At 70.5% G+C, this 23,425-nt stretch carries 21 protein-coding genes; 6 read left to right on the top strand and 15 right to left on the bottom strand.

The genetic code is table 11. The features are described from left to right. Positions 1-94 precede the first annotated feature (94 nt). From ODJ79_RS08495 to ODJ79_RS08470, 6 genes are all read right to left on the bottom strand, one after another. Positions 95-844: a gamma-glutamyl-gamma-aminobutyrate hydrolase family protein gene (locus ODJ79_RS08495; RefSeq protein ID WP_263022765.1), complete on the bottom strand. Its 750-nt coding sequence runs from the start codon at positions 842-844 to the stop codon at positions 95-97. Positions 845-908: 64 nt separating this feature from the next. Further along, a complete protein-coding gene (locus ODJ79_RS08490) occupies positions 909-1,595 on the bottom strand; it encodes a gamma-glutamyl-gamma-aminobutyrate hydrolase family protein (RefSeq protein WP_263022764.1) in 687 nt (228 codons plus the stop codon). Positions 1,596-1,826: 231 nt separating this feature from the next. Next, positions 1,827-2,591: a 3-oxoacyl-ACP reductase gene (locus ODJ79_RS08485; protein WP_263022763.1), complete on the bottom strand. Its 765-nt coding sequence runs from the start codon at positions 2,589-2,591 to the stop codon at positions 1,827-1,829. Next, positions 2,592-3,950, bottom strand: coding sequence for an aldehyde dehydrogenase family protein (locus ODJ79_RS08480; protein WP_263022762.1), 1,359 nt, complete (start codon positions 3,948-3,950; stop codon positions 2,592-2,594). 13 nt (positions 3,951-3,963) lie between these two features. Beyond that, positions 3,964-5,310, bottom strand: a complete 1,347-nt coding sequence (locus ODJ79_RS08475) for a glutamine synthetase family protein (RefSeq protein WP_263022761.1) — start codon at positions 5,308-5,310, stop codon at positions 3,964-3,966. A 65-nt stretch (positions 5,311-5,375) separates the two neighbouring features. Then, complete coding sequence (locus ODJ79_RS08470) at positions 5,376-6,899, bottom strand: amino acid permease (RefSeq protein WP_263022760.1); 1,524 nt, start codon at positions 6,897-6,899, stop codon at positions 5,376-5,378. Positions 6,900-7,553: 654 nt separating this feature from the next. On the opposite strand from ODJ79_RS08470, the gene ODJ79_RS08465 reads away from it, so the two are divergent. Next, positions 7,554-7,898, top strand: coding sequence for a MerR family transcriptional regulator (locus ODJ79_RS08465; protein ID WP_263022759.1), 345 nt, complete (start codon positions 7,554-7,556; stop codon positions 7,896-7,898). Here the strand turns inward: ODJ79_RS08465 and ODJ79_RS08460 are convergent. From ODJ79_RS08460 to ODJ79_RS08450, 3 genes are read right to left on the bottom strand one after another with little or no spacing between them, the layout of a single operon-like run. Further along, the gene (locus ODJ79_RS08460) at positions 7,895-8,482 is read right to left on the bottom strand and encodes a TetR/AcrR family transcriptional regulator (protein ID WP_263022826.1); all 588 of its coding nucleotides are present in this window, start codon (positions 8,480-8,482) and stop codon (positions 7,895-7,897) included. The genes ODJ79_RS08465 and ODJ79_RS08460 overlap by 4 nt on opposite strands. A gap of 39 nt (positions 8,483-8,521) precedes the next feature. Then, a complete protein-coding gene (locus ODJ79_RS08455; protein WP_263022758.1) occupies positions 8,522-10,657 on the bottom strand; it encodes a YhgE/Pip domain-containing protein in 2,136 nt (711 codons plus the stop codon). Continuing rightward, positions 10,654-11,421, bottom strand: a complete 768-nt coding sequence (locus ODJ79_RS08450; protein WP_263022757.1) for an ABC transporter ATP-binding protein — start codon at positions 11,419-11,421, stop codon at positions 10,654-10,656. The genes ODJ79_RS08455 and ODJ79_RS08450 overlap by 4 nt, the downstream gene beginning before the upstream one ends. A 127-nt stretch (positions 11,422-11,548) precedes the next feature. Between ODJ79_RS08450 and ODJ79_RS08445 the strand changes: the two genes are divergently transcribed. Next, complete coding sequence (locus ODJ79_RS08445) at positions 11,549-12,511, top strand: LLM class F420-dependent oxidoreductase (RefSeq protein ID WP_263022825.1); 963 nt, start codon at positions 11,549-11,551, stop codon at positions 12,509-12,511. A 96-nt stretch (positions 12,512-12,607) separates the two neighbouring features. On the opposite strand, the gene ODJ79_RS08440 is transcribed toward ODJ79_RS08445, so the two are convergent. Continuing rightward, the gene (locus ODJ79_RS08440) at positions 12,608-13,192 is read right to left on the bottom strand and encodes a PadR family transcriptional regulator (protein ID WP_263022756.1); all 585 of its coding nucleotides are present in this window, start codon (positions 13,190-13,192) and stop codon (positions 12,608-12,610) included. Between the two features lie 124 nt (positions 13,193-13,316). Between ODJ79_RS08440 and ODJ79_RS08435 the strand changes: the two genes are divergently transcribed. Together ODJ79_RS08435 and ODJ79_RS08430 are read left to right on the top strand one after the other, a co-directional pair. Further along, positions 13,317-14,156: a GNAT family N-acetyltransferase gene (locus ODJ79_RS08435; protein ID WP_263022755.1), complete on the top strand. Its 840-nt coding sequence runs from the start codon at positions 13,317-13,319 to the stop codon at positions 14,154-14,156. Between the two features lie 104 nt (positions 14,157-14,260). After that, positions 14,261-14,632 (top strand): hypothetical protein, encoded by a 372-nt coding sequence (locus ODJ79_RS08430; protein ID WP_263022754.1) that lies wholly within the window; start codon positions 14,261-14,263, stop codon positions 14,630-14,632. Positions 14,633-14,635: 3 nt separating this feature from the next. Here ODJ79_RS08430 and ispG read toward each other — a convergent pair whose 3' ends face one another. The 3 genes from ispG to dxr are packed head-to-tail and all read right to left on the bottom strand — an operon-like array spanning position 14,636 to position 18,280. After that, on the bottom strand, positions 14,636-15,808 hold the full coding sequence (gene ispG / locus ODJ79_RS08425; protein ID WP_263022753.1) for a flavodoxin-dependent (E)-4-hydroxy-3-methylbut-2-enyl-diphosphate synthase: 1,173 nt from the start codon (positions 15,806-15,808) through the stop codon (positions 14,636-14,638). Positions 15,809-15,815: 7 nt separating this feature from the next. Then, positions 15,816-17,081: a M50 family metallopeptidase gene (locus ODJ79_RS08420; protein ID WP_263022752.1), complete on the bottom strand. Its 1,266-nt coding sequence runs from the start codon at positions 17,079-17,081 to the stop codon at positions 15,816-15,818. Beyond that, positions 17,081-18,280, bottom strand: a complete 1,200-nt coding sequence (gene dxr / locus ODJ79_RS08415) for a 1-deoxy-D-xylulose-5-phosphate reductoisomerase (protein ID WP_263022751.1) — start codon at positions 18,278-18,280, stop codon at positions 17,081-17,083. Before dxr ends, ODJ79_RS08420 begins: the two co-directional genes overlap by 1 nt. 151 nt (positions 18,281-18,431) lie before the next feature. Between dxr and ODJ79_RS08410 the strand changes: the two genes are divergently transcribed. Beyond that, positions 18,432-20,027, top strand: a complete 1,596-nt coding sequence (locus ODJ79_RS08410) for a phytoene desaturase family protein (RefSeq protein WP_263022750.1) — start codon at positions 18,432-18,434, stop codon at positions 20,025-20,027. Positions 20,028-20,361: 334 nt separating this feature from the next. Here the strand turns inward: ODJ79_RS08410 and ODJ79_RS08405 are convergent, their stop codons facing one another. After that, positions 20,362-21,918: a Rieske 2Fe-2S domain-containing protein gene (locus ODJ79_RS08405; RefSeq protein ID WP_263022749.1), complete on the bottom strand. Its 1,557-nt coding sequence runs from the start codon at positions 21,916-21,918 to the stop codon at positions 20,362-20,364. A gap of 128 nt (positions 21,919-22,046) precedes the next feature. On the opposite strand from ODJ79_RS08405, the gene ODJ79_RS08400 reads away from it, so the two are divergent. Further along, positions 22,047-22,280, top strand: coding sequence for a DUF2631 domain-containing protein (locus tag ODJ79_RS08400; protein ID WP_263022748.1), 234 nt, complete (start codon positions 22,047-22,049; stop codon positions 22,278-22,280). Positions 22,281-22,326: 46 nt separating this feature from the next. On the opposite strand, the gene ODJ79_RS08395 is transcribed toward ODJ79_RS08400, so the two are convergent. After that, a complete protein-coding gene (locus ODJ79_RS08395) occupies positions 22,327-23,415 on the bottom strand; it encodes a DivIVA domain-containing protein (protein WP_263022747.1) in 1,089 nt (362 codons plus the stop codon). Positions 23,416-23,425 lie beyond the last annotated feature (10 nt).

The following is a 23,425-nucleotide window of genomic DNA, read 5'->3' as shown; positions in this document are numbered from 1 at the left end:
TGACTGGATGCCCCGGTTGAGCACGGTAATACCGGGGCGACGGACCGCGCCGGGATGGCGGCGGGCCGCGGCCCGGACCGGGCGGCCGGGCGGGTTACGCGGCGATGGCGGCGGGCCGCACACCGGCCCGGCCGGCGGCGGCCTCGGCCAGCGCCGCGAAGACGCGCAGGTCCGGGGTGCGCTCCGGGTGCCACTGCACGCCCAGCGCGAACGACCGCTGTGGATGTTCGATGATCTCGACGACCCGGTCGTCCGGGCACCAGCCGACCGCCCGGAACTCGCCCAGGCCGTCCACCGCCTGGTGGTGGAACGAGTTGACGGTCAGGCGCGCGCCCAGCAGGTCGTGCGCCCGCGACCCCGGCTTCACCACGACGTCGTGCCGCCCGTACGCCGACGCGTCCGCGGCCAGCGGGTCGGTGCCCGAGGCGGCGCGGTGCCGGTCGTGCCCGATCAGGTCGGGCAGGTGCTGATGCAGCGTCCCGCCGCCGACCACCGCCATCACCTGCATACCCCGGCAGACGCCGAGCACCGGCAGGTCGCGATCGAGCGCCTCGCGCATCAGCATCAGCTCGGCCTCGTCCCGCGCCGGGTCGACGTCCGTCTCCGGATGCCGCGCCGCCCCCCAGTTCGCCGGGTCGACGTCCCCGCCACCGGAGAACACGATCCCGTCCAGCGACTCGAGCACGTCGGTGTCCGGGTCGTCGGGGGTGATCAGCACGGCCCGGCCGCCGGTCGCGTGCACGGCTCGCACGTAGGTCATCGGCAGCATGCCCGCCATGACGTCGTTGCTACCGTATTGCACCTGCTGGGCGTACGCGGTCAAGCCGATCAGGGGCCTGCGCATGCGGTGGGATCCTCCTCCTGGTCGCTCACGGTCTCCGTGACTTTCGGCACGCCGCCGGGCCCGTTTAGGGTTCGGCGGCCGCGACCAGCGCGCCGAACAGGCGCCGGTCGCGGACCACCTCCGGATGCCACTGCACGCCGAGAACGAACCGCTTGGCTCGGTCCTCGACCGCCTCGGGCAGCCCGTCCTCGGCCCAGCCGGTGACGGTGAGCGCGCCCGGGTCGGCGACGCCCTGGTGGTGGTAGCAGTGGATGACGACGTCGTCGCCCATCAGCGCGTCGATCCGGCTGCCGGGCTCGAACCTGGCCTCGTGCTCGCCGTACACGCCGGGGGCGGGCCGGTGCTTCTCGTGGCCGAGCACGTCGGGCAGGTGCTGGTGCAGCCGGCCGCCGGCCGCGACGGTGAGCACCTGCATGCCCCGGCACACGCCGAGTAGCGGGAGGTCCAGCTCCAACGCCTGCCGCACGAGCGCGAACTCGCCGGCGTCCCGCTCCGGGTGACTCTCGGTCAGCGGCTCGCGCGCGGCACCGTACCGGCCGGGCTCCAGGTCGGGCCCGCCTGCCAGCACCAGGCCGTCCAGCCGGGCGAGCACATCGGCGTCCTGGTCGTCCGGCGGCAGCAGCACCGCCCGGCCGCCGGCCTCGTGCACCGCGGCGACGTAGTCGTACGGAACCAGCGCCGAGGGCAGGTCGTGCCAGACCCCGAAGGTCGCGGGCAGCACATAGGTAGTGATGCCGATGATCGGACGCATCGCTCCACCGTAGTCAGATCATGTTTCGGTCTGTGTCGCCCAGACGGCGGATCCCGTACGTCCTCCTGTGCGGTTCCTGGGTGCGCGGCGTCGTCCGTCGCCGGACGGCGCCGCGCCCGGGCCCCTCTGCCCACCGGCGCAGGGGCAGGCCTGAGTCGGCGGGGATTCGACCCCTACGCCTGCTGAGCTGGGCGTACCACCCTCGTCCCCATTGATCGGGGTGCTCAAACATCACAATGGAGTTACATAAGCCCCGGTGATGCCGCCGTCGACCACGAACTGGGACGCGGTCATGAACGAGGCGTCGTCGCTGGCCAGGAACGCCACCGCGGCGGCGATCTCGGCCGGCTCGGCGAACCGGCCCATCGGCACGTGCACGAGCCGGCGTGCGGCCCGCTCCGGATCCTTCGCGAACAGCTCCAGCAGCAGCGGGGTCGCCACCGGTCCCGGACAGAGCGCGTTGATCCGGATTCCCTCGCGGGCGAACTGCACGCCGAGCTCCCGGGTCATCGCCAGCACCCCGCCCTTGCTCGCGGTGTACGCGATCTGCGAGGTCGCCGCGCCGAGCAGCGCCACGAACGATGCGGTGTTGATGATCGAGCCCTTGCCCTGGCGCTGCATGTGCGGGATCGCGTACTTGCAGCAGAAGAACACCGAGGTCGTGTTGACCTTGAGCACCCGCTCCCACGCCTCGATCCCGGTGACCAGGATCGAGTCGTCGTCGGGCGGCGAGATGCCGGCGTTGTTGAAGGCGATGTCGACCCGGCCGTGCCGCTCGACGACCCCGTCGAAGAGCGCCCGGACCTGCTCCTCGTCGGACACGTCGCAGGCGACGAACTCGCCGCCGGTCTCCTCGGCGATCGCCTTGCCCGTCTCGGCGGAAATGTCCACGGCGACGACGAAGGCGCCCTCGGCCGCGAACCGCCGGGCGGTGGCCAGCCCGATCCCACTGCCGGCGCCGGTAATCACGGCGATCCGGTCCTGCAAACGATCCACTTATTCTCCCGAGGCTAGGAACACGTTCTTGACATCGGTGAAGCCGTGCAGCGCGTCCGGGCCGAGCTCGCGGCCGAGGCCGGACTGCTTCATGCCGCCGAACGGGGTCCAGTAGCGCACCGAGGAGTGGCTGTTGACGCTGAGCGCGCCGGTCTCCACCGCTCGCGAGACGCGCAGCGCCCGGCCCAGGTCGCGGGTCCACAGCGAGCCGGAGAGGCCATACTCGGTGTCGTTGGCCAGCCGGACGGCGTCCTCCTCGTCCTTGAACGGCAACACGCTCAAAACGGGCCCGAAGACCTCTTCACGCCAATGCCGGTCGTCGGGCGAGCGGGCGAGCAACACGGTCGGCGGGAACCACCATCCGTCCCCTGAGGGGGCAGTTCCGACAAATCCGATATCAGCGCCGTCCACGTAGGATGCCACGGTGTCGCGGTGGGCCGCGGAGATCAGCGGGCCCATCTCGGCGGTGGCCTCGGCGGGATCGGAAACCCGGAAGGCGCGGACGGCCGGCTCCAGCAGGGCCAAGAACTTGTCGTACACCGACTCCTGGACCAGCAGCCGGGACCGCGCGCAACAGTCCTGGCCGGCGTTGTCGAAGACGGACGACGGCGCGGACGCCGCCGCCTTCTCCAGGTCGGCGTCGGCGAAGACGATGTTGGCGCTCTTGCCGCCCAGCTCGAGCGTCACCCGCTTCACCTGGTCGGCGCAGCCCGCCATGATCGACTTGCCCACGTCGGTGGAGCCGGTGAAGCAGACCTTGCGGACCGCGGGGTGGGTGACGAACCGCCGGCCGACGATCGAGCCCTTGCCGGGGACGATCTGGAAGACGTCCGCCGGCAGGCCCGCCTCCAGCGCGAGCTCGCCGAGGCGGATCGCGGTGAGCGGGGTGAGCTCGGCCGGCTTGAGGACGACCGTGTTACCGGCCGCGAGCGCCGGGGCGAACCCCCAGCCGGCGATCGGCATCGGGAAGTTCCACGGCACGATGATGCCGACCACGCCGAGCGGCTCGTGGAAGGTCACGTCGAGGCCGCCGGGGACCGGGATCTGCTTGCCGATCAGCCGCTCGGGCGCGCCCGCGTAGTAGTTGAGCACGTCCCGGACGTTGCCGGCCTCCCATCGGGCGTTGCCGATGGTGTGCCCGGCGTTGGCCACCTCCAGACCGGCGAGCTCGTCGAGGTACTCGTCCACCACCGCGGCGAAACGGCGCAGCAGCCGCGCCCGCTCGCCCGGCGCGACCGCCCGCCAGGCCGGAAAGGCCCGGTGAGCCCGCTCGATCGCGGCGTCGGTCTCCTCGAGCCCCAGCGAAGGGACGCTGGTCAGTACGGTTCCCGTCGCCGGGTTGATCACATCGGTCGGCACGAAACAGAGCCTTTCACAGTCTCTCGAAGCCCCGGCGCAGTTCCCAGTCGGTCACCGCGGCGTCGAAGGCGGCCTGCTCGACCCGGGCCATGTTCGCGTAGTGGCCGAGCACGTCCGCGCCGAACGCCTCCCGGGCGATCGAACTGCCGAGCCAGAGCTCGCCCGCCTCGCGCAGCGTCGCGGGCACCCGCGGGGCGGTGGCGTCCTGGTAAGCATTACCGGTGAACTCGGGCTCCAGCTCGAGTTCGTGTTCGATGCCATAGATCGCCCCGGCCACCAGCGCGGCGATCGCCAGGTACGGGTTGACGTCCCCGCCCGGAACCCGGTTCTCCACCCGCATGCCCTGGCCGTGCCCGGCCATCCGCAGCGCACAGGTGCGGTTGTCCACGCCCCAGCGCACCGCGGTCGGCGCGAACGACCCGGGCTGGTACCGCTTGTACGAGTTGATGTTCGGCGCGAAGAACAGGCTGAACTCGCGCATCGTGGCGAGCAGCCCGGCCAGCACCCGCTGCCCGGTCACGCTGAGATGGCCGGGCCCGTCGCCGAGCATCGCCGACCGCCCGTCCCGCCCGCGCAGCGAGAAGTGGATGTGGCAGGAGTTGCCCTCGCGGGCGTTCGGCTTGGCCATGAAGGTGAGCGCCATGCCCTCCTGGGCGGCGATCTCCTTGGCCCCGTTCTTGTAGATCACGTGATGATCGGCGCAGGTGAGCGCGTCGGCGTAGCGGAAGGCGATCTCGTGCTGGCCGAAGTTGCACTCGCCCTTGGCGCTCTCCGGTTGCAGGCCGGCGCCGTACATCTCGTTGCGGATGCGGCGCAGGAGCGGCTCGACCCGCGCGGTGCCGAGCATCGAGTAGTCCACGTTGTACTGGTTGGCCGGGATCAGGTCGCGGTAGTTCTTGTCGAACGCCTGCTCGTAGCTGTCCCGGTAGAGCACGAACTCGAGCTCGGTGCCGGCGAACGCGGTCAGCCCGTGCTCGGCGAGGCGATCCAGCTGGCGCCGCAGGATCTGCCGGGGCGACGCGTAGACCGACTCGCCGCCGACGGTGAACAGGTCGGCCAGCACCAGCGCGGTCTTCGGCTGCCACGGCACCCTGCGCAGGGTGGCGAAGTCGGGCTGCATCACGAAGTCGCCGTAGCCGGTGGACCAGGAGGACATCGGGTAGCCGTCCACCGTGTTCATGTCGACGTCGACGGCCAGCAGATAGTTGCACCCCTCGCTGCCGCCGGTGACCACCTCGTCCACGAAGTACCGCCCGTGCAGGCGTTTGCCCTGCAGGCGGCCCTGCATGTCGGTCAGGGCCAGCAGCACGGTGTCGATGCTGCCGTTGTCGACGGAGACGTCGAGCTCCTCCAGGTCCATGGCACCGTCCTCACGATGATTCCGGGGGACGAGCGAACGCCCGTCCCCCGGACTTCATCAGTTGATCATTCGGTAGGCAAGGTCTGCTCGCCGTGTGCGGCCTTGTCGATGAGGTTGGACCGCGGGCCGGTGAACCAGTTCTTGGCGCTCGCGAACCACCAGATCGTCGCGGCGCCCACCACGATCGCCACGGCCACGATCGTGTAGTTGAAGGTCGTCGCCGTGATCGGGCTGGCCGTCGGCAGCACGAACAGCACGCAGATGACCACGACCCAGACGATCGCGATCCAGCCGACCGGCGCGCTCCATTTGCCGAGGTTCCACGGACCGGGCTGGAACTCGGGGTTCATCCGCCGCAGGAACACCGGCGCCACGTACGCGATGTAGAGCCCGATCACCGCGATCGAGGTTGCCGCCAGGTACGCCGTGGTGTTCCACAACGACGGGAGCACCAGGATGGCGGCGAGCGTCACGCACAGCCAGATCGAGTTGGTCGGCGTGCCGGTCCGCGGGTTGACCTGCTTCCAGATCCGCGAGCCGGGCAGCGCGCCGTCCCGGGAGAACGCGTACGACATCCGCGAGTTCGCGGTCACCGACGCCATCCCGCAGAACCACTGCGCGACCATGCAGATGAACACCAGGAACGTGCCGGTGTTGTGGCCGACCGCGTCGATGAAGATCTGTGCGGGCGGCAGGCCCAGCGCGGTGGTCCGCTCGGCCTCGTAGTCCTGGATCGACCAGGTGATCGCGAACAGCAGCACGAAGCCGGCGATCACCGAGACCACCACGGACATCACGATGCCGCGCGGGGCGGCGTTGGCGGCGTCGTGCGTCTCCTCCGCGACGTGCGCCGACGCGTCGTACCCGGTGTAGGTGTACTGCGCCATCAGCAGGCCGATGAGAACGGCGTACACGCTCGCCCCGGCGAAGGTGAAGCCGGTGGCGTTGTGCACCTCGGTGAACACCTGGGAGATCGGCTTGTGCTGGTCGGGCAGGACCGCCAGCAGCACCACGATCACGCCCACGCCGACCAGGTGCCACCAGGCGCTGACGTCGGAGAGGATCTTGACGAGGTTGACGCCGAAGGTGTTCAGCAGCCCGTGCACGATGATGATCGCCAGGAAGATCAGGAAGGTGCGGGCCGGGGTGACCTCCATGTCGAAGGTCAGGCTCAGGAACGCCGCCGTGGTGATCGCCGCGCCGAAGTCGATGGCCGCGGTGACCGCGACCTCGCCGAGGAAGTTGAACCAGCCCACGAACCAGGCCCAGGCGGCCTTGTTCTTCCGGGCGAGCGCCGCCGCCCACCAGTAGAGCGCGCCGGCCGTCGGATACGCCGAGCAGACCTCGGCCATGGCCAGCGCGACGAAAGTGACCATGATGCCCACGGCCAGCCAGCCGAGCGTGATCGCGAGCGGGCCGCCGGCGGTCATGGCGATGCCGTACGACGTGATCGCACCGGCCAGGATGGAAATGATCGAGAAGGAGACCGCGAAGTTCGAGAAGCCGGAGAGTCGGCGATGCAGTTCCTGTTGGTAGCCGAGTTGGGCCAGGCGTTCTTCGTCGGTGCTGGGTGCTGGGTTGACGCTCATGCGCACTCCCTGGACCGAAGGGTTGCTGTGACCGAAGTCACCGCGTGCCGTGATGATCTCCCCAGGTTGTTACGCGCGTCAATGATCAGCGTTAATTGCGTTGCTCGCGGTGCGTGCGGACCGCCACACTCGTAGACAGAACAGACAACGCAAGCCCTCGGCAGGCTTCGCGCTCAGGGGCTGTCCACTCGCCCCTGCCCCGCGGCGGTGCGGGGCGCGGTCACCTCTCTCCAGTGCGGCTTCGCCGCGCCCGGCGCCCGCCCCGCACCGCCGCCATAGACACCGAGGCCAAGCCTTGGTCGGACCTTTTGTCCGAAAAATCTACAGCCGCGGTACTAGAAATCAGCGCGTCTCGGGCATAGCATTCCTGGAGTCGGCCACGCACAGCCGACATGCAACTGGCACAGACCCCGAGTTGGCTAAGGAGGACGAGATACCGCAGCAACGCGTAATCACAACGTCCCCGACCCGACAAGAGGTGATCGCAGCCGATGCCCATCATTCAGGTCGTCCGCTAGCGGCACGCAGACGGACGACCGCATGCGCCGACGACGGTCGGCATCAGAATTGAAAAGCCAGGGCCCCGGTTACCCGCCGGGGCCTTGGACTGTGATCCCCCGCGTGACATCCTCCCCAACCCCCGGGAAAGGACAGATGAGCTCCGCCTTCGATGACGCCGACTTCCCGGCGTACACGATGGGCCGGGCGGCCGACATGATCGGTGTGACTCCGGCCTTTCTCCGCAGTCTGGGCGCCGCGGGCTTGATCGAGCCCGACCGCTCCGCCGGCGGCCACCGCCGCTACTCGCGCCACCAGCTCCAACTGGCCGTCCGCGTCCGCCAGCTCCTCGACGAGGGCATCCTGCTCACCGCCGCATGCCGCATCGTCATCCTGGAGGATCGCCTGGCCATCGCTCATCGCCGGATCATCGAGCTGGGCGGCGTCCTCACCCCGGAAGACGACCTCGACCGCCCCACACCCACCGCGCCGGCCGCCTAAAGCCGGCGGCGGACGATCGCCAGCAGCGACTCCTCGACGTCCTCGATCGGCCGCTCCGGCTGGAAGACCAGCCAGTCAACCGCCACCACCAGTCCGATGCCGAACAATGCCGCCGACGCGACCCGCACGTCGAGATCGCTCGGCAGGTCGCCGGTGTCCACACCGGCCCGCAACGTCTCGGCGATCACGCCGATCGCCTGCTCACGCAGCAGGATCAGGGTTTGGTGCCACTCCCGGTTGGTGCGCCACATCTCGGAGAGCAGCAGCTGGGCGAACGCCTGATAGCGCTGGATGTAGTTCAGCTGAGCCCGCACCAGCGCGCCGACCGCCTCGCGCGGCGGCAGTCCTTGCACCGCCGCGCGGAACTCGTCGGTGAGCAGCTCGATCCCGTGCCGCAGCAGCTCCTCGAACAGGTCGTTCTTCGACTTGAAGTTGTAGTAGACGGTGCCCTTGGCGACCTTGGCGCGCAGCGCGATGTCGTCCACCGTGGTCGCCGAGAAGCCCTGCTCGGCGATCAGCTCGACGGCCGCCTCGTACAACCGCTGCCGGGTGTCGGCTCGCCGCCGACTGCGCCCGTCCGTCACGGTCCCGTCCTTCGTCACGACGCCAGTTCATCACACCGCTCAGATCGCCAGCTCCGGGTGGAGCTTCGACGGGGTCAGTTGCCGCCCGCGGCGAGCGACGAGCACGGTCAAAATCCACGAGCAGATTCCGTACGCCAGGAGCACCAGCACCCCGGTCACCACCGGACCGGTCGTGCCCCCGTCGATCGCCTGGCGCACGGCCGCCACCACGTACGTCATCGGCATCGCGGGGTGGATCGCCTGGAAGAAGCCCGGGGTGGTCTGCACCGGATAGGTGCCCCCGGACGAGGTCAGCTGCAGCATCAGCAGAGCCAGCGCGATGATCCGGCCGGCCGCGCCGAGGGCGGCCCCGATCAGCTGCATGATCGCGGCGAAGGCCGCGGCGGTGAGCAGCAGCAGCCCCCAGGTCAGCATCGGGTGCATCGGGGACAGCCCGAGCCCGAAGCACACCACCGCGAACAGCAGCGTCGCCTGGGTGAATCCGATCGCGACCGCGGGCAGCAGCCCGGCCAGCGCGACCCGGGTGGCCCGCACGCCGGACATCTGGTGCCGCCGGTTGAGCGGGCGCAGCAGCATGTACGTGATCATCGCGCCGACCCAGAGCGCCAGGGCGAGGAAGTACGGGGCGAAGCCGACGCCGTACGTGCCGGCCGGGTGCTGCACGGTGCGCTCCAGCGAGACCGGGTCGGCCAGCACGTCGGCCCGCTGCGACGGGTCGTCGCCGTAGCCGGGGATCTGCGCGGCGCCGTCGCTCAGCCCGGAGGCGAGCTGGTCGGCGCCGCCCTGCAACTGGCCGAGACCGTCGACCAGCTGGTGCTGACCGGAGGAGAGCTGGGCCAGTCCGCCGCTGAGCTGGCGGGCGCCGGTGTCCAGCCGGTAGATCCCGCCCTGCAGCTTCTCGGCGCCGTCCTTGGCCTGCGCGGTGCCGGTCTGCAGCCGCTGCGCGCCGGTGGCGAGCTGCCCGAGCCCGTCGGCCAGCTGGTCGACCCGGCTGCGGGCCGCGTCGATGTCGTCGGCGAGGTGCGGGGCCGCCACGGCGACCTGCCGGGCCGTGGCCGCCACCTGCTTGAGCTGTTTGCGCAGCTGGTCTAGGTCGGCGGCCTTGATGATGTGCTGCGCCTTCTCGGCCGCCGCGACCAGCTTGGCGGCCGTCGCCTTGGCGTCGGCGAGCCCCGGCGTGTCGGGCGGCAGCTCGTTCAGGTAGGCCTGCAGCTGCTTCGCGTCGTGCACGGCCTGGTTGGCGAGCTGGTCGATCTGGCCGATGTTCGCGGCGAGGGTGTCCGCGCCGGCCGCCACCAGGTTCGCGGCGTCCGCGATGTTCTTCGCGTTGTTCCGCAGCGCCGGCTCGATCTTGTCGGCCGCGGCGTCGACCGCGGTCGCGAGCTGCCGGCCGCCGGCCGCCGCCTGCTGGGTGCCGGTGGCCAGCTGCTGGGCGCCCTCGTTCAGCCGGGTGAGGCCGTCGACCAGGTCGCCGGCGCCGTGGTTCGCCTGGTCGAGCCCGGTCGCGAGCTGGCCGGCCCCGCGGTGCGCCCGGTCGATCCCGGTCGCGACCTTCCCGGCCCCATTACCGGCGGTCCGGAGGTTCGTGTCGATCTTTCCCGCACCGTCGGCGGCCTTCTGGGTCTGCGACTTGAGGTCGGTGAAGCCGATCAGCATCTTGTCGTAGTACTTGACCGAGGCGCTGGCCGAGGCGGCCGAGCGCACCTCGTTGAACGCGGTCTTCGCGAACACGCCGGACAGGTAGTTGGTGGCGTCGTTGCTGACCGCCCGCAACTGGGCGGTCTGCGCGGTGTCCTTGGCGTTCGGGGCCTTGGCCAGGTTCGCCGAGAAGTCCGCCGGAATGCGCAGCACGATCTGGTACTTGCCGTCGGCCAGACCTTTCTCGGCCGCCTTCTCGTCGGTGGCGTGCCAGTCGAAGACCTGCCGCCGCTCCAGCTCGTCGGCGAGGTCTCGCCCGGCGTGCACCGTGCTGCCGTCGCTCGCCTTGGCCGGCCGGTCCTCGACGACCAGCGCCGCCGGGATGTGGTTGAGCCGGCCGTACGGATCCCAGAACGCATACAGGTAGAGCGCGCCGTACAGCAGCGGCACCACGCAGAGCACGGCCAGCGCCGCCGCCGTGAGCCGGCTGCGCAGGAATCGCCTGATCTCCATCCTGGCCAGGGTCAGGATCTTCATCGTTCCCCCTCGGTGTCCGCCGCATCCACGTCGGACCCCTCCACATCGGACATCTCCGGAAAAGTCAGCACTGCGGTATCCGCCACGGAAATCTGCAGCACCGCGGTATCCGCGGAGACCTGCAACACCGCGGTATCCGCCGCGGAGGCAGATGCCGTCACCGCCGGCATGGCCGCCTCGCCGTCGCCGGCATGCCGGCCGACCAGGCGGATCACCGTGGTCACCGACGCCGGGTCGATGTCACGGGCGGTGAAGACGACCGCGGTGCCCTCGGCGGCGATCTCGGCCAGCTGCTTGAGCAGGGCCTCTCGCTCGCCCGCTTCCAGGCCGTCGTCGAGGCCGTCCAGCGCGATCAGCGCCGGACCGGACAGCAGCGCCAGGACCAGACCCAGGACCTGCTTCTCGTACGGGGTCAGATCGCGCCCCTTGAGCTCCGGGTCGAGGCCCAGCAGGTCGACCGGCTCGCCCTTCTTGCGGCCCAGCAACGCGAGCCGCTCGCGGACATGCTCGGCGACCGTGAAGACCGGTTCCGGCGCGGTCACCGCGGGCACGTGGCCCAGCGCCGACCCGCCGTCGATCGTGATCTTCCCGGCCGACAGCCGGAACCGGCGGGCCAGCGCGAGCAGCAGCGTCGTGCGGCCGCTGCCGGGCGGGCCGACCACGGCGACCAGGTCGCCCGGCTCGACGTGGAGGTCGAGATCGCGGAAGAGCCAGCGGCGGCGGTGACGAACCCCGGCCCCTCGGGCGGTGAGCACCGGCATCATGGACCCTTCTTTTAAACTGACCGGTCAGTACAAAAATATAGCCGCGAGGGGTTAATCCCACACGTCACGGTGGTGGACCTCACTCACAACGCCAGGCAGGATCATGCGCATGTCGATGCGATGGGGCATGACCGTGCCGCTGGGCGGGGTTCCGCTGGCCGACCACCGGGCCGTCTGCGACGCGCTGGCCGGGGCCGGATTCACCGATCTCTGGTCGTCCGAGGTGGCCGGGAGCGACGCCTTCACGCCGCTGGCGATGGCCGCCGCGTGGACGCCGTCGATGCGCCTGGGCACGGCGATCGCGCCGGTCTTCACCCGCGGGCCGGGCCTGCTGGCGATGAGCGCCGCCGCGCTGGCCGAGGCGGCGCCGGGCCGGTTCCAGCTCGGCATCGGCTCGTCGTCCCCGGTCGTGGTCGGCGCCTGGAACTCGGTCGACTTCACCGAGCCGTACGCGCGCAGCCGCGACATGCTCCGCTTCCTCAAGTCCGCGCTCGCCGGCGACCTGGTCGACCACGACTACGGCACCTTCGCGGTGCGCCGGTTCCGCCTCGAACGCCCGCCGGCCACCCCGCCGCAGGTCCTGCTGGCCGCGCTGCGCCCCGGCATGCTGCGGCTGGCCGCCGCCGAGGCCGACGGGGTGATCCTGAACTGGCTCTCCCCCGCCGACGTCGGCACGGCGCTGGCCGAGACGAAGGCCGCGCCGGCCGGCTTTGACGTGGCGGCCCGCATCTTCGTCTGCCCCACCGACGACGCCGCTTACGCCCGCGCGACGGCCCGCCGCCTGATCGCCGCCTACCTGACCGTTCCGGCGTACGCCGCGTTCCACCGCTGGCTGGGCCGCACCGAGACGCTGACCCCGATGTGGGAGGCGTGGGCGGCCGGCGAGCGCAAGGCGGCCCTGGCCGCGATCCCCGACGAGGTCGTCGACGACCTGATCGTGCACGGCAGCCCGGCGCAGTGCCGGTCCAAGGTGGAGGCCTACGCCCAGGCCGGCGTGACCGTCCCGGTCATGGCCCTGCTACCGACCCCGGAGCTGGAGTCCGGCGGCCCGGCGGCCCTGCTGGAAACCCTGACCGCCCTGGGCCGGTAAGCACCGTACGGGGCTCGCCTCGTACGGTGAAAGCAAGAAGGCGCACCCCCGCGGAATGCGCCTTCCCACCCGGCTGAAGCTCTTTCCCGGCCGGCCTTACTCGGCGTCGGCGAGGATCGCGTAGAGCTTGCGCTTGGTCTCGTTGAGCACCTCGAGCGCCTTCTGGCGCTGCTCCGGGGTGCCGTTGAAGCCGACCTGCTTGAGCGCGCCCATGATGCCGACCGCCGCGTCGCGGAAGTCCTGCACCTGGTTCATGGTGTCGTCGCCGATGCTGGCCCACGGCGGGTTCTGCGCCGCCGTCTCGGCCTCGGGCCGGCCCGCGTCGGTCAGGTGATAGCTCTTGCGGCCGCCCTCGGCCGCCGCCTCGATCAGGCCCTCGTCCTCCAGGAGCTGGAGGGTCGGGTAGACCGAGCCGGGGCTGGGACGCCAGATGCCGTTGGTGCGGGAGTCGAGCTCCTGGATGATCTCGTAGCCGTGCATCGGGCGCTCGAGCAGGAGCGCGAGCACGGCGGGCCGCACGTTGAGCCGGCTGCCGCGGCCTCCGCGGCGTTGGCCTCGGAAGCCGGGCCCGCCTGGGCCGAACCCGCCGGGGCCGCCGAACTCCGGGCCGCCGAAGGGGAACCCGGGGCCGAAGAACCCGCCACGCATGCGACGTCCGTGGAAACCTTCTGTGTGCCTCATGATTATCTCCGTTCTGTCGTCGATAGTTTGACGATATATCGGCAATGCATCGCTGGCAAGGGTTTCTTCAAGACAGGGGGTTGCGGCACGTGTCGAGGGCACCGGATCTGGCAATGTGATACCTGTGCTGACGGTGCCCATTCGCCAACTCGGGGAGTCCGAGCGCGCGGCGGTCGAGCGGATCCTCGACCGCGATCCCTACGCGGGCGCTCAGATCGCCGAGCGGGTCGCCGCGCACGGCCTGAACTGGTGGCGGTCCGACGGGCGCATCTTCGGGTACGGGCAGGGCCGGCGGGTCGAGTCGATCGTCTGGTCCGGCGCGCACCTGGTGCCGGTCTGCGCGACGCCGAACGCGACGGCCGCCTTCGCCGACATGCTCGGCTCCGAGACCCGCATCTGCTCGTCGATCATCGGCCGCTCCGAGCAGGTCCTCGACCTCTGGGACCGCCTCGGCGGGTATTGGGGCCGCGCCCGCGACCTGCGCCCGAACCAGCCGCTGCTGGTTGCCGACCGTGATCCGGCGATCGGGCCCGACCCCGAGGTGCGACTGGTCCGCCCGAGCGAGGTCGACCAGCTCTTCCCCGCGGCCGTGGCGATGTACACCGAGGAGGTCGGCGTCTCCCCGCTGCTCGACGACGGCGGCCGCGGCTATCGGCGCCGGATCGCCGAGCTGGTGAAGGGCAAGCGGGCGTACGCCCGGTTTCTCGGCGACCGGGTCATCTTCAAGGCCGAGCTCGCGATCGTCACCCGGAGCACGGCGCAGGTGCAGGGGGTGTGGGTCGACCCGGAGTTCCGCGGCCGGGGGCTGGCCGCGCCGGCGATGGCCACGGTGGTGCGGGACGCCCTCCGGCGGGTGTCACCGACCGTGAGCCTGTACGTCAACGATTACAACGAGCCGGCTCGGCGTGTTTACGCTCGGTGCGGGTTCGTCTCCGCGGGCTCGTTCGCGACGGTCCTCTTCTAGCCGGCCTCTCCCCGGCACTCGTGATCGCATTGCCCCGGGCTGCTCCACGATCATGCAAAGGTCCAGTTCAGAGGGGCTCGATCTGATCTGTCAACCTTAGGTTCATGAACGCGGAGACGAGCCGGCTTCTGAGCCACGACGAGCTAGCGATGGTGGCCGCTCTGCTTGACCTGCCCGATGTGGACGGCGTCCGGCTCCGGCAGCAGATCACCGACCTGCGCGTGGTCGGCACGTGCGGGTGCGGCTGCCCGACCGTCGACTTCCGCGGCGGCCCGGACGGCCTGGAGCTGATCGCGGATGCCAGGGTGGCGGGCACCGACGGCGACGCGATCCTCCTCTTCGGCCACGACGGGCTCCTGGACCGCCTGGAGTACGTGTGGGTCGGCGGGCCGCCCCCGGCGATCTGGCCGTCCCCGCGCATGCTCCGCAAGCCGCGCCGCCCCGACCCGGCGGCCGAGGCGGACCGTGACTGGTGACCCTCAGTGCACGGTGACCTGCGGCCCCGGCATCAGCTCGCGCAGTTCGTCGGGCAGATCGGCGCCCATCTCGTCGGCGAGGCGCAACGCCTCCTCGACCAGGGTCTCGACGATCACCGACTCGGGCACCGTCTTGATCACCTGGCCCTTCACGAAGATCTGGCCCTTGCCGTTGCCCGAGGCGACGCCGAGGTCGGCCTCGCGGGCCTCGCCGGGACCGTTCACCACGCAGCCCATGACCGCCACCCGCAGCGGCACCGGGAAGCCGTCCAGCGCCGCGGTCACCTGCTCGGCGAGCGTGTAGACGTCGACCTGGGCGCGGCCGCAGGACGGGCAGGAGACGATCTCGAGGCCCCGCTCACGCAGGCCGAGCGACTCCAGGATCGCGTTGCCGACCTTGATCTCCTCGACCGGCGGGGCGGACAGCGACACCCGGATCGTGTCGCCGATGCCCTCGGCGAGCAGCGCGCCGAACGCGACCGAGCTCTTGATGGTGCCCTGGAAGGCCGGGCCGGCCTCGGTGACGCCCAGGTGCAGCGGGTAGTCGCACTGCTCGGCGAGCTGCCGGTACGCGCGGATCATGACGACCGGGTCGTTGTGCTTCACCGAGATCTTGATGTCCCGGAAGCCGTGCTCCTCGAACAGCGAGCACTCCCAGAGCGCCGACTCGACCAGCGCCTCGGCGGTGGCCTTGCCGTACTTCTCCAGCAGGCGCTTGTCGAGGCTGCCGGCGTTGACGCCGATCCGGATCGGGATGCCGGCGTCGGAGGCCGCCTTCGCGATCTCCTTGACCTTGTCGTCGAACTGGCGGATGTTGCCCGGGTTGACCCGGACCGCCGCGCAGCCGGCGTCGATCGCCGCGAACACGTACTTCGGCTGGAAGTGGATGTCGGCGATCACCGGGATCTGCGACTTCTTGGCGATCGCGGGCAGCGCCTCGACGTCGTCCTGCGACGGGACGGCCACCCGGACGATCTGGCAGCCCGACGCGGTGAGCTCGGCGATCTGCTGCAGGGTGGCGTTCACGTCGGAGGTCAGCGTCGTCGTCATCGACTGCACGCTCACCGGCGCGCCGCCGCCCACCGGCACGCTGCCGACCATGATCTGGCGGCTCGCCCGACGGGGTGCCAGCGGCGGAGGAGGCACGGCCGGCATACCGAGACTGACTGCGGTCACTTTCGCATCACCTGCTGAAGATCTGGATCGGGTTGACGATGTCGGCGGTCACGGTCAACAGCGTGAACGCGCCGCCGATGAGTATGACCGCGTACGTGATCGGCATCAGCTTGTAGTAGTCGACTCGCCCGGGATCGGGTTTACCCAAACGGCCGTACAGCCACGACCGCACCCGCTCGAACCAGGCGATCGCGATGTGCCCGCCGTCCAGCGGGAGCAGCGGCAGCAGGTTGAAGATGCCGATGAAGATGTTGAGCGTGATGAAGATGCTCAGGAACAGCTGGGGCACGCCGTGCTCGATGGCTTCGCCGCCGAGCCGGCTCGCGCCGACCACACTGATCGGGGTGTTCGGGTCGCGCTCGCTGCCGGTGAGCGAGTGCCACAGGGCCGGCACCTTCCCCGGGATGTGGCCGAGCGACCGGAACGTGTTCTCGACGATGTACCAGCCGTAGTTGAGGGTGCCGCCGACCGCCGACGCGGGGTTGTACTTGATCGTGCCGGGGACGCTCTCGCGGTCCCAGCCGAGGCCGGCGACGGCGACCGTGCTGACCGGGCCGTTGTCGTCGGTGACCGGCTTGCGCTGGGCCGCGACCAGGGTGACCGGAATCGTCTTGGTGACGCCGTCGCGGACGAACTCGAAGGTGACCTGGCCCGCCTTCTGTGCCCGGATCGCGTCGGTGAGCTGGCCGTAGGTGCCGACCGCGGTGCCGCCGACCTTGGTGATCAGATCGCCGTTGCGCAGGCCGGCCGCGTACGCCGGGCCGGGCACCGAGCCGGCCTCGCCCGGCGTGCAGGAGTGCCCGTCGGCCGGGATGTTGATCCAGGCGCAGTCCGAGATCTCGATGTACGGCTTCTGCGCGAGCTGGGCGTCGGTGGTCACCGGGTACGACGTGTTGGGCAGGCCGATGGTAAAGGCGACCACCCAGGCGGCCGCGAGGGCCAGCAGGAAGTGGGTGATCGAGCCGGCCGACATGACGATGGTCCGCTTCCAGACCGGGAACCGCCACATCGCGCGCGGCTGGTCCTCCGGAGCGACGTCGTCGTCCTGTGGCGTCATCCCGACGATCTTGCAGAAGCCGCCGAGCGGGATCGCCTTGAAGCCGTACTCCGTCTCGCCCCGGCGCCATGAGAACACGGTCGGGCCGAAGCCGACGAAGTACCTCGTCACCTTCATGCCGAAGCGCTTGGCGGTGATCATGTGACCCGCCTCGTGCAGGCTCACCGAGATCAGGATGGTCAGCGCGAAACCGGCCACTCCCAGCCAGTACAGCATCAGGCTCCTTCGGCCACAATTGAGATCATCCGCTGCGCCTGGGCACGAGCCCATGCCTCGGCGGCAAGCACCTCCTCGACGGTACCCGGCTCGGCAAACTCCGGGGCCGCGGCGAGGACCCGCTCCAAGGTGTCGACGATGCCCAGAAAAGGTAGCCGACCGGCGACGAAGGCGGCCACACATTCCTCGTTCGCGGCGTTGTAGATCGCCGGACGGCAGTGCCCCTGCCGGCCCGCGTCCTTCGCCAGGCGTACGGCCGGGAAGGCCTCGTCGTCGAGCGGACGCAGCTCCCAGTTGTGCGCCTCCCGCCAGTTCACCGCGGCGGCCGCGCCCGGCACCCGCTCCGGCCAGGCCAGCGCCAGCGCGATGGGCAACCGCATGTCGGGTGGGCTGGCCTGGGCCAACGTCGAGCCGTCGGCGAACTCGACCATCGAGTGGATCACCGACTGGGGATGCACCATCACCTCGATGTCGTCGTACGCGACCCCGAACAGCTCGTGCGCCTCGATCACCTCGAGACCCTTGTTGACCATCGTGGCCGTATTGATCGTGACGACCGGGCCCATGTCCCAGGTCGGGTGCTTCAGCGCGTCCTCGACCGTGACCGTGGCCAACTCCTCGCGGCGCCGGCCCCGGAAGGCGCCGCCGCTGGCGGTCAGGATGAGCTTCGTCACCTCCGCCGCCGCGCCGCCGCGCAGGCACTGGGCGAGCGCCGAGTGCTCGGAGTCGACCGGCACGATCTGGCCCGGCTTGGCCACCTTGTGCACCAGTGGGCCGCCGGCCACCAGCGACTCCTTGTTCGCCAGGGCGAGGATCCGGCCGGACTCGAGCGCGGCCAGCGTCGGCGCCAGGCCCAGGCTGCCGACGACGCCGTTGAGCACCACATCGCAGGGCACTCGGGCGAGCTCGGTCATCGCGTCCGGCCCGGCCACGATCCGCGGGATGCGGAAGCCGCCGGTGGCGTACCCGCGCCGCTGCGCCTCGGCGTAGAAGGCGAGCTGCAGGTCCTGCACGACGCTGGCCCGGGCCACGCCGACGACCTCGACGCCCAGCTCGAGCGCCTGCTCGGCGAGCAGTGCCACGTTGCCGCCGCCGGCGCCGAGCGCCACCACCCGGAACCGGTCGGGGTTGCGCCGGACGATGTCGATGGCCTGGGTGCCGATGGAACCGGTCGAGCCGAGCAGAACGAGGTCACGCATACGTCCATCTTCCCGGAAGCGCCCGGGCCACGGGGAGCGGCGGTGGGGGTCGCCGATCGGGCCGCACGCCGATCGTGAGTGAATACGGGTGGAAATTCACGTACGAAGCAATGAGGCCGACGCGCCTTCGGCCGCGCTACGCTCGCACGTCATGACGCCTATCCCCGCCCAAGCCGACGTCGTGATCATCGGCGCCGGTCACAACGGTCTCGTGTCCGCGATTCTGCTGGCCCGGGCCGGGCTCGACGTCGTCGTGCTCGAGTCCGCGAGCGTGCTGGGCGGGGCGACCCGCACCGAGCGGCCGTTCGCGAAGGTGCCCGGCCTCGGCCAGTCCACCGGGTCGTACCTGCTCGGCCTGATGCCCCCCGAGCTGCTGCGCACCCTCGACGTGGACATCCCCGTGCTGCGCCGCGACCCGCACTACTTCCTGCCCACCCCGGGCCCGGCCGGCTCGCCGTACCTGCTGTTCGGCCGCAACCACGCGGACACCCGGGCCCAGCTCGAGCGCTTCTTCTCGCCGCGCGACATCGCCGCCGACGAGCAGCTGGCGGTCGAGATCGCGGCGCTGCGGGCCGACCTCGCGCCGGCCTGGCTGGAGGAGCCGTCCGGTGTCGAGGAGATCGCCGACCGGCACATCCGGCCGCAGCTGCAGAGCACGTTCATCGATCTGGTGCGCGGCTCGGTCGCCGACTACCTGGCCCGGTTCGGTTTCAAGAACGAACTGCTGATCAGCATGTACGCCGTGACCGACGGGCTCTCCGGCCTCAACGCCGGCCCCGACGACCCGGGCACCGGCCACAACTTCCTGGTGCACAACATGTGCCGGCTGCCCGGCGCGGACGGCACCTGGATGATCGCCGAGGGCGGCATGGGCACCGTCTCCCGGACGTTCGCCGAGGCGGCGCGGGCGGCCGGCGCCCGGCTCTACACCGACGCCGAGGTCACCGGCGTGACGACGGACGGCGGAGCGGCCAGCGGGGTGGTGCTCGCCGACGGCCGGTCGCTGCGGGCCCGGGTGGTGCTCGGCTCCTGCGACCCGTACCGGCTGATGAGCCTGGTGCCGTCGGGGGTGCTGCCCGAGTCGCTGACCACGCGGATGGAGTCGGTGCGCCGCCCCGGCACCACACTGAAGGTCAACCTGGCACTGCGCGGGCTGCCGCAGTTCTCCTGCCTGCCGGCCGGCACGCCGTCGCCGTTCGGGTCGACGATCCACCTGCTGCCCGGGTCGGCCGGCCTGGCCGGGACGGCCGACCGCGAGTCGCCGATGGCGGCGCTGCGGGCCATGTGGGCGGAGGTGCAGGCCGGCCGCCTCCCGGAGGAGCCGACCATCGAGTGGTACCTGCACACGACCGTCGACCCGTCGCTCCAGGACGCCGCCGGGCACCACTCGTCGGCGCTGTTCGTGCAGTCCGTGCCCTACGAGCTGGAGGGCACGACCTGGGACGAGGCGCTGCCCGGGTACGTGGAGAAGCTGCTGGCGATCTGCGACCGGTACGCGCCGGGCACGTCGGAGCTGGTGGCGGACATGATGCCGCTGACCCCGCCGGGCATCGAGCGGCACTTCGGCATCACCGGCGGCCACATCCACCACGTCGACAACACGGTCGCGTTCGACGAGCGCATGCCGTACTTCACCGGCGTGGACGGGCTGTACGCGGGCTCGGCCGGCACCCACCCGGCGGGCAGCGTGATCGGCGCGGCCGGCCACAACGTGGCCAAGCGCATCCTCGCCGACCTGGGCAAGTAAACCGACCACCGCCAGTGGCCGTCGCTCCGATGAGCGGCGGCCACGCGCCGCTACGCCCGCTCTGCGCCCCCGCTTTTGCGCCTCCGAGCCCGCTCTGCGCACGCTTACGGGGGGCTGAGGCTGGAGAGCAGCCGTGCCGCCAGCGGATGCGCGCCTGAGGGCGGGGCGGGGGCCGGGCCGGCGGTCCCGGGAGGTCGCCCACCGCCTCACGCGAGACGCGCGCTACGACCTTTCGCGGCAGGTGGCCGCGCTGGTAGCCGGGGGCGGCCGCGATCGGCGGGGAGCCGTCGACTCGTACCTCTGCTTGGGGTTTGTCCTGCTCTGCTCGCCCTGCTCAGGACTGCGTCTTCTCCGCCCGGAGCTTGTGGCCGACGCTGGTGAGGCACCGCCCGCTGGGGAGGTCGAACTTCCAGCCGTGCAGCTGGCAGGTGAGGGTGTTGCCCTCGACGATGCCGAAGCGGCTGAGGTCAGCCTTGAGGTGGGGGCAGCGGCGCTGCACGGTCCAGTCGCCGAGCTGGGTGTCCTCGGCCTCGACGGTCTTCTCGTGCTCGTCGTACCAGCCCTCGGCGTACTGCAGGCGCTCCTCGCTGAGGCACTTGAAGAACGCGTAGACGAACTCGTTGTACTGCCCGATGCGGGCCGCGGAGAAGCGGCAGGACAGGAACAGCGAGTTGACCCAGTCACCCTCGTCGATGTGGATGAGGTGCTCGATCAGGGCGCGGCCGGTCTTGAAGCGGTAGCGCACCTTTTCGTCGGCGTACGGGCGGACCTGCTTGCCGGGGAAGTCGACCACGATCGACTCGACGACGGTGCCGGTCGGGCCGTCGGTGTCGGTAAGGTCGAAGCGGACCGGGCCGCCGACGCCCTGGGCCAGGTAGATCGACTCCTCGAGCAGGGGCTCGATGCGCTTCTTGAGCTCGCCGAGGACGTCGATCTCGGGGTGCCGCCAGGAGGCCTTCTCGGCGGCGATGATCGGGGCCTTGCGGGCGCGCATCTCGTCGAGGTGCTGCTGCTTGTTCGCGAAGAACTCGTCGACCGGGACGGGGTGGGTGGTCGTCGCCTTTTCGGCGGACAATTCGGTCACGGAGCCGGGAAGAAGAACAATTCCGTTATTTCCGCCGACCTTGGCATATTCGCTCATGAAGACCGACTGGTCGGGGAAGATGTTCCCCTCGTCGCCGAAGATGTCGTTGAACTGCCAGAGCTCGTCGTCGAGGAAGCACGGCGGGCCGGCGATCGGGAAGACGTGGTCGGCCTTGAGGTCGTCGATGTAGCGCCAGGTGCGGTCGAACTGGCGGTCGCGCTTCTGCTTGCCGAACGCGGTCTTGGCGCCCTCGGGCAGCTCGTAGACCATCGGGTACCAGATCGCGCCGGAGAACTGGAGCATGTGCGCGTGCACGTGGCCGAGCTCGGCGAACGTGGTCAGGTCGGTGGGGCGGGCGTCGTTCTGGTTGAGCAGCCGTACGCCGTCGTGCTCCACCCAGAGCGAGGAGTCGCCGATCGGCCCGTCGGTGGGGCTGGTCAGCGCCTGGATCATCACCTTGAGCCCGCCGTCGAGCTCGTGCACCTCGTTGGACCGGGTCTTCAGGAAGCTCGTGAAGCCCAGGTCGCGCAGCTCGTCCTCGAGCTGACTGGTCGGGTACTCCGGCAACAGGACGGTGGCCTTCTTGCTGACGAACCGCTTGAGGTGGGCCGCGTCGAAGTGGTCCCGGTGCAGGTGGGAGACGTAGAGGTAGTCGACGTCGCCGAGGGTTTCCCAGTCGAGCAGCGAGTTGTCGGGGAACGGGAACCAGGAGGCGAAGTAGGCGGGATTGACCCACGGGTCGCACAGAATGCTGCCGGCGGACGTGTCGATCCGCATGCTGGCGTGGCCGGTGCCCGTGATCCGCACTGTTCGCTCCTCCTGTCGTCGTTGACCGACGGCCTCGAAGGTACCCGGTCCGGGTTGGTGGCTTGCGCCCGGAGGCGTCGTGCGAGACTTGACGGCACTGGGATCACTCGTGAGGAAGGACTTTCGCCGTGTCTGCGGAACAAGACCCGGTCTACGCCCCCGACCAGCTCAAACCGGGCAACCGGAAGCTGGCCCGGCTCGGCGCGCTCGGCGCCGCGGCAGTCATTCTGATGTTCTTCTGGGGCAACCACGAGGGCAACACCGAGAACATCTGGCTGGCCGTCTTCGCGGTGGGCCTGATCCTGATCGTGATCGCCGACGCCGTGCTGCGGCGGAACGGGCTCAAGCCGAACGACCAGTAGCTTCTCTTTCATGAAAAAGGCCCGCTTTCGCGGGCCTTTTTCATTTTCATCGCCTTCTGAGGAGAATGTCCTTGACCTCGCGCAGGGCGGCGTCCACCTCGGCCTCGAAGTAGCCGCCCGGCACCAGGCCGAACTGCAGCATGTCCAGCTCGTTCTCGGGCACCGGCATCGGGCCGCGCCCGGTCATCGCCTGCAGGATGCCCTCGAACAGCCGGTCGACCTGCATCGGGTCGTAGCCGCTGCCGAACCGGCGCACCTGGAACGTGCGGCGCAGCTGGTCGACGCGGTAGAGCTCGCCGCCCGGCTCGCCCATCGGCGGGGGCAGCTGCGGGCCGCCGTAGCCGCCGCCCATCGGCGGGCCGCTCATCGGGGGACCACTCATCGGCGCGCCGCCGTAGCCGCCGCGCGGATCGGAGTCGTAGCCGCCGCGCGGATCGGAGTCGTAGCCACCGCGCGGATCGGAATCGCGCTGCGGCATGCGGATCTCGGCGGTCATGTCGGTCTTGCCGTGCCGGCCGGCCTCGAAGCCGTCGAAGCCGCCGGTGTCGTAGCCGCCCGGGTCGTAGCCCGGCGGCGGACCCGGCCGCTGCGGAAGCTGCGGCTGCTGGCCGTACGGCGGCTGGGCGGGCTCGTCGTAGCGTCCGTACGGGTCGCTCGGCGGCATCTGCTGACGCTGCTGCTGCATCCGGTCGTCACGGATCGGAGCGGGCAGCCGCTCGGTCGGCGGCGCCATCCGGCCACCCATGCCGGTGCCGCCCATGCCACCCGGACCCATACCGCCGCCGCTCATGCCGCCGGCACCGGTCATGCCCGCGCCGCCGCGCGAGGCGATGCCGCCGGTGGTCAGACCGCCGCGCATGGAGTCGCGCATGGGGTCGACGGGCCGGCCGCCACGGTCCTCGAGCTCGGCCAGCTGTCGCTCCACGCGGTCGAGGTGCAGGTCGACCTGCCACTCGTCATAACCGCCGAAGCGCACCCGGAAGACGACGTCGTGCACCTCCTGGGCACCGACCGGCGGGCCCACGGCCTCGCCGGCCAGGGTGGCCTCGACCCGGTCGAGGAAGGTGTCGACCTCGTCGACCTTGTAGCCGCGCCGCAGCGCACGCCGCCGGAAACGCTGCCCCTGACTCGTCACAACGTCTCCC

It is taken from the genome of Actinoplanes sp. KI2, from assembly GCF_025630775.1.
Classification (GTDB): Bacteria; Actinomycetota; Actinomycetes; order Mycobacteriales; family Micromonosporaceae; genus Actinoplanes.
Note: the sequence above shows the minus strand (reverse complement) of the source record. Positions and strands in the feature narration are given on the sequence as shown.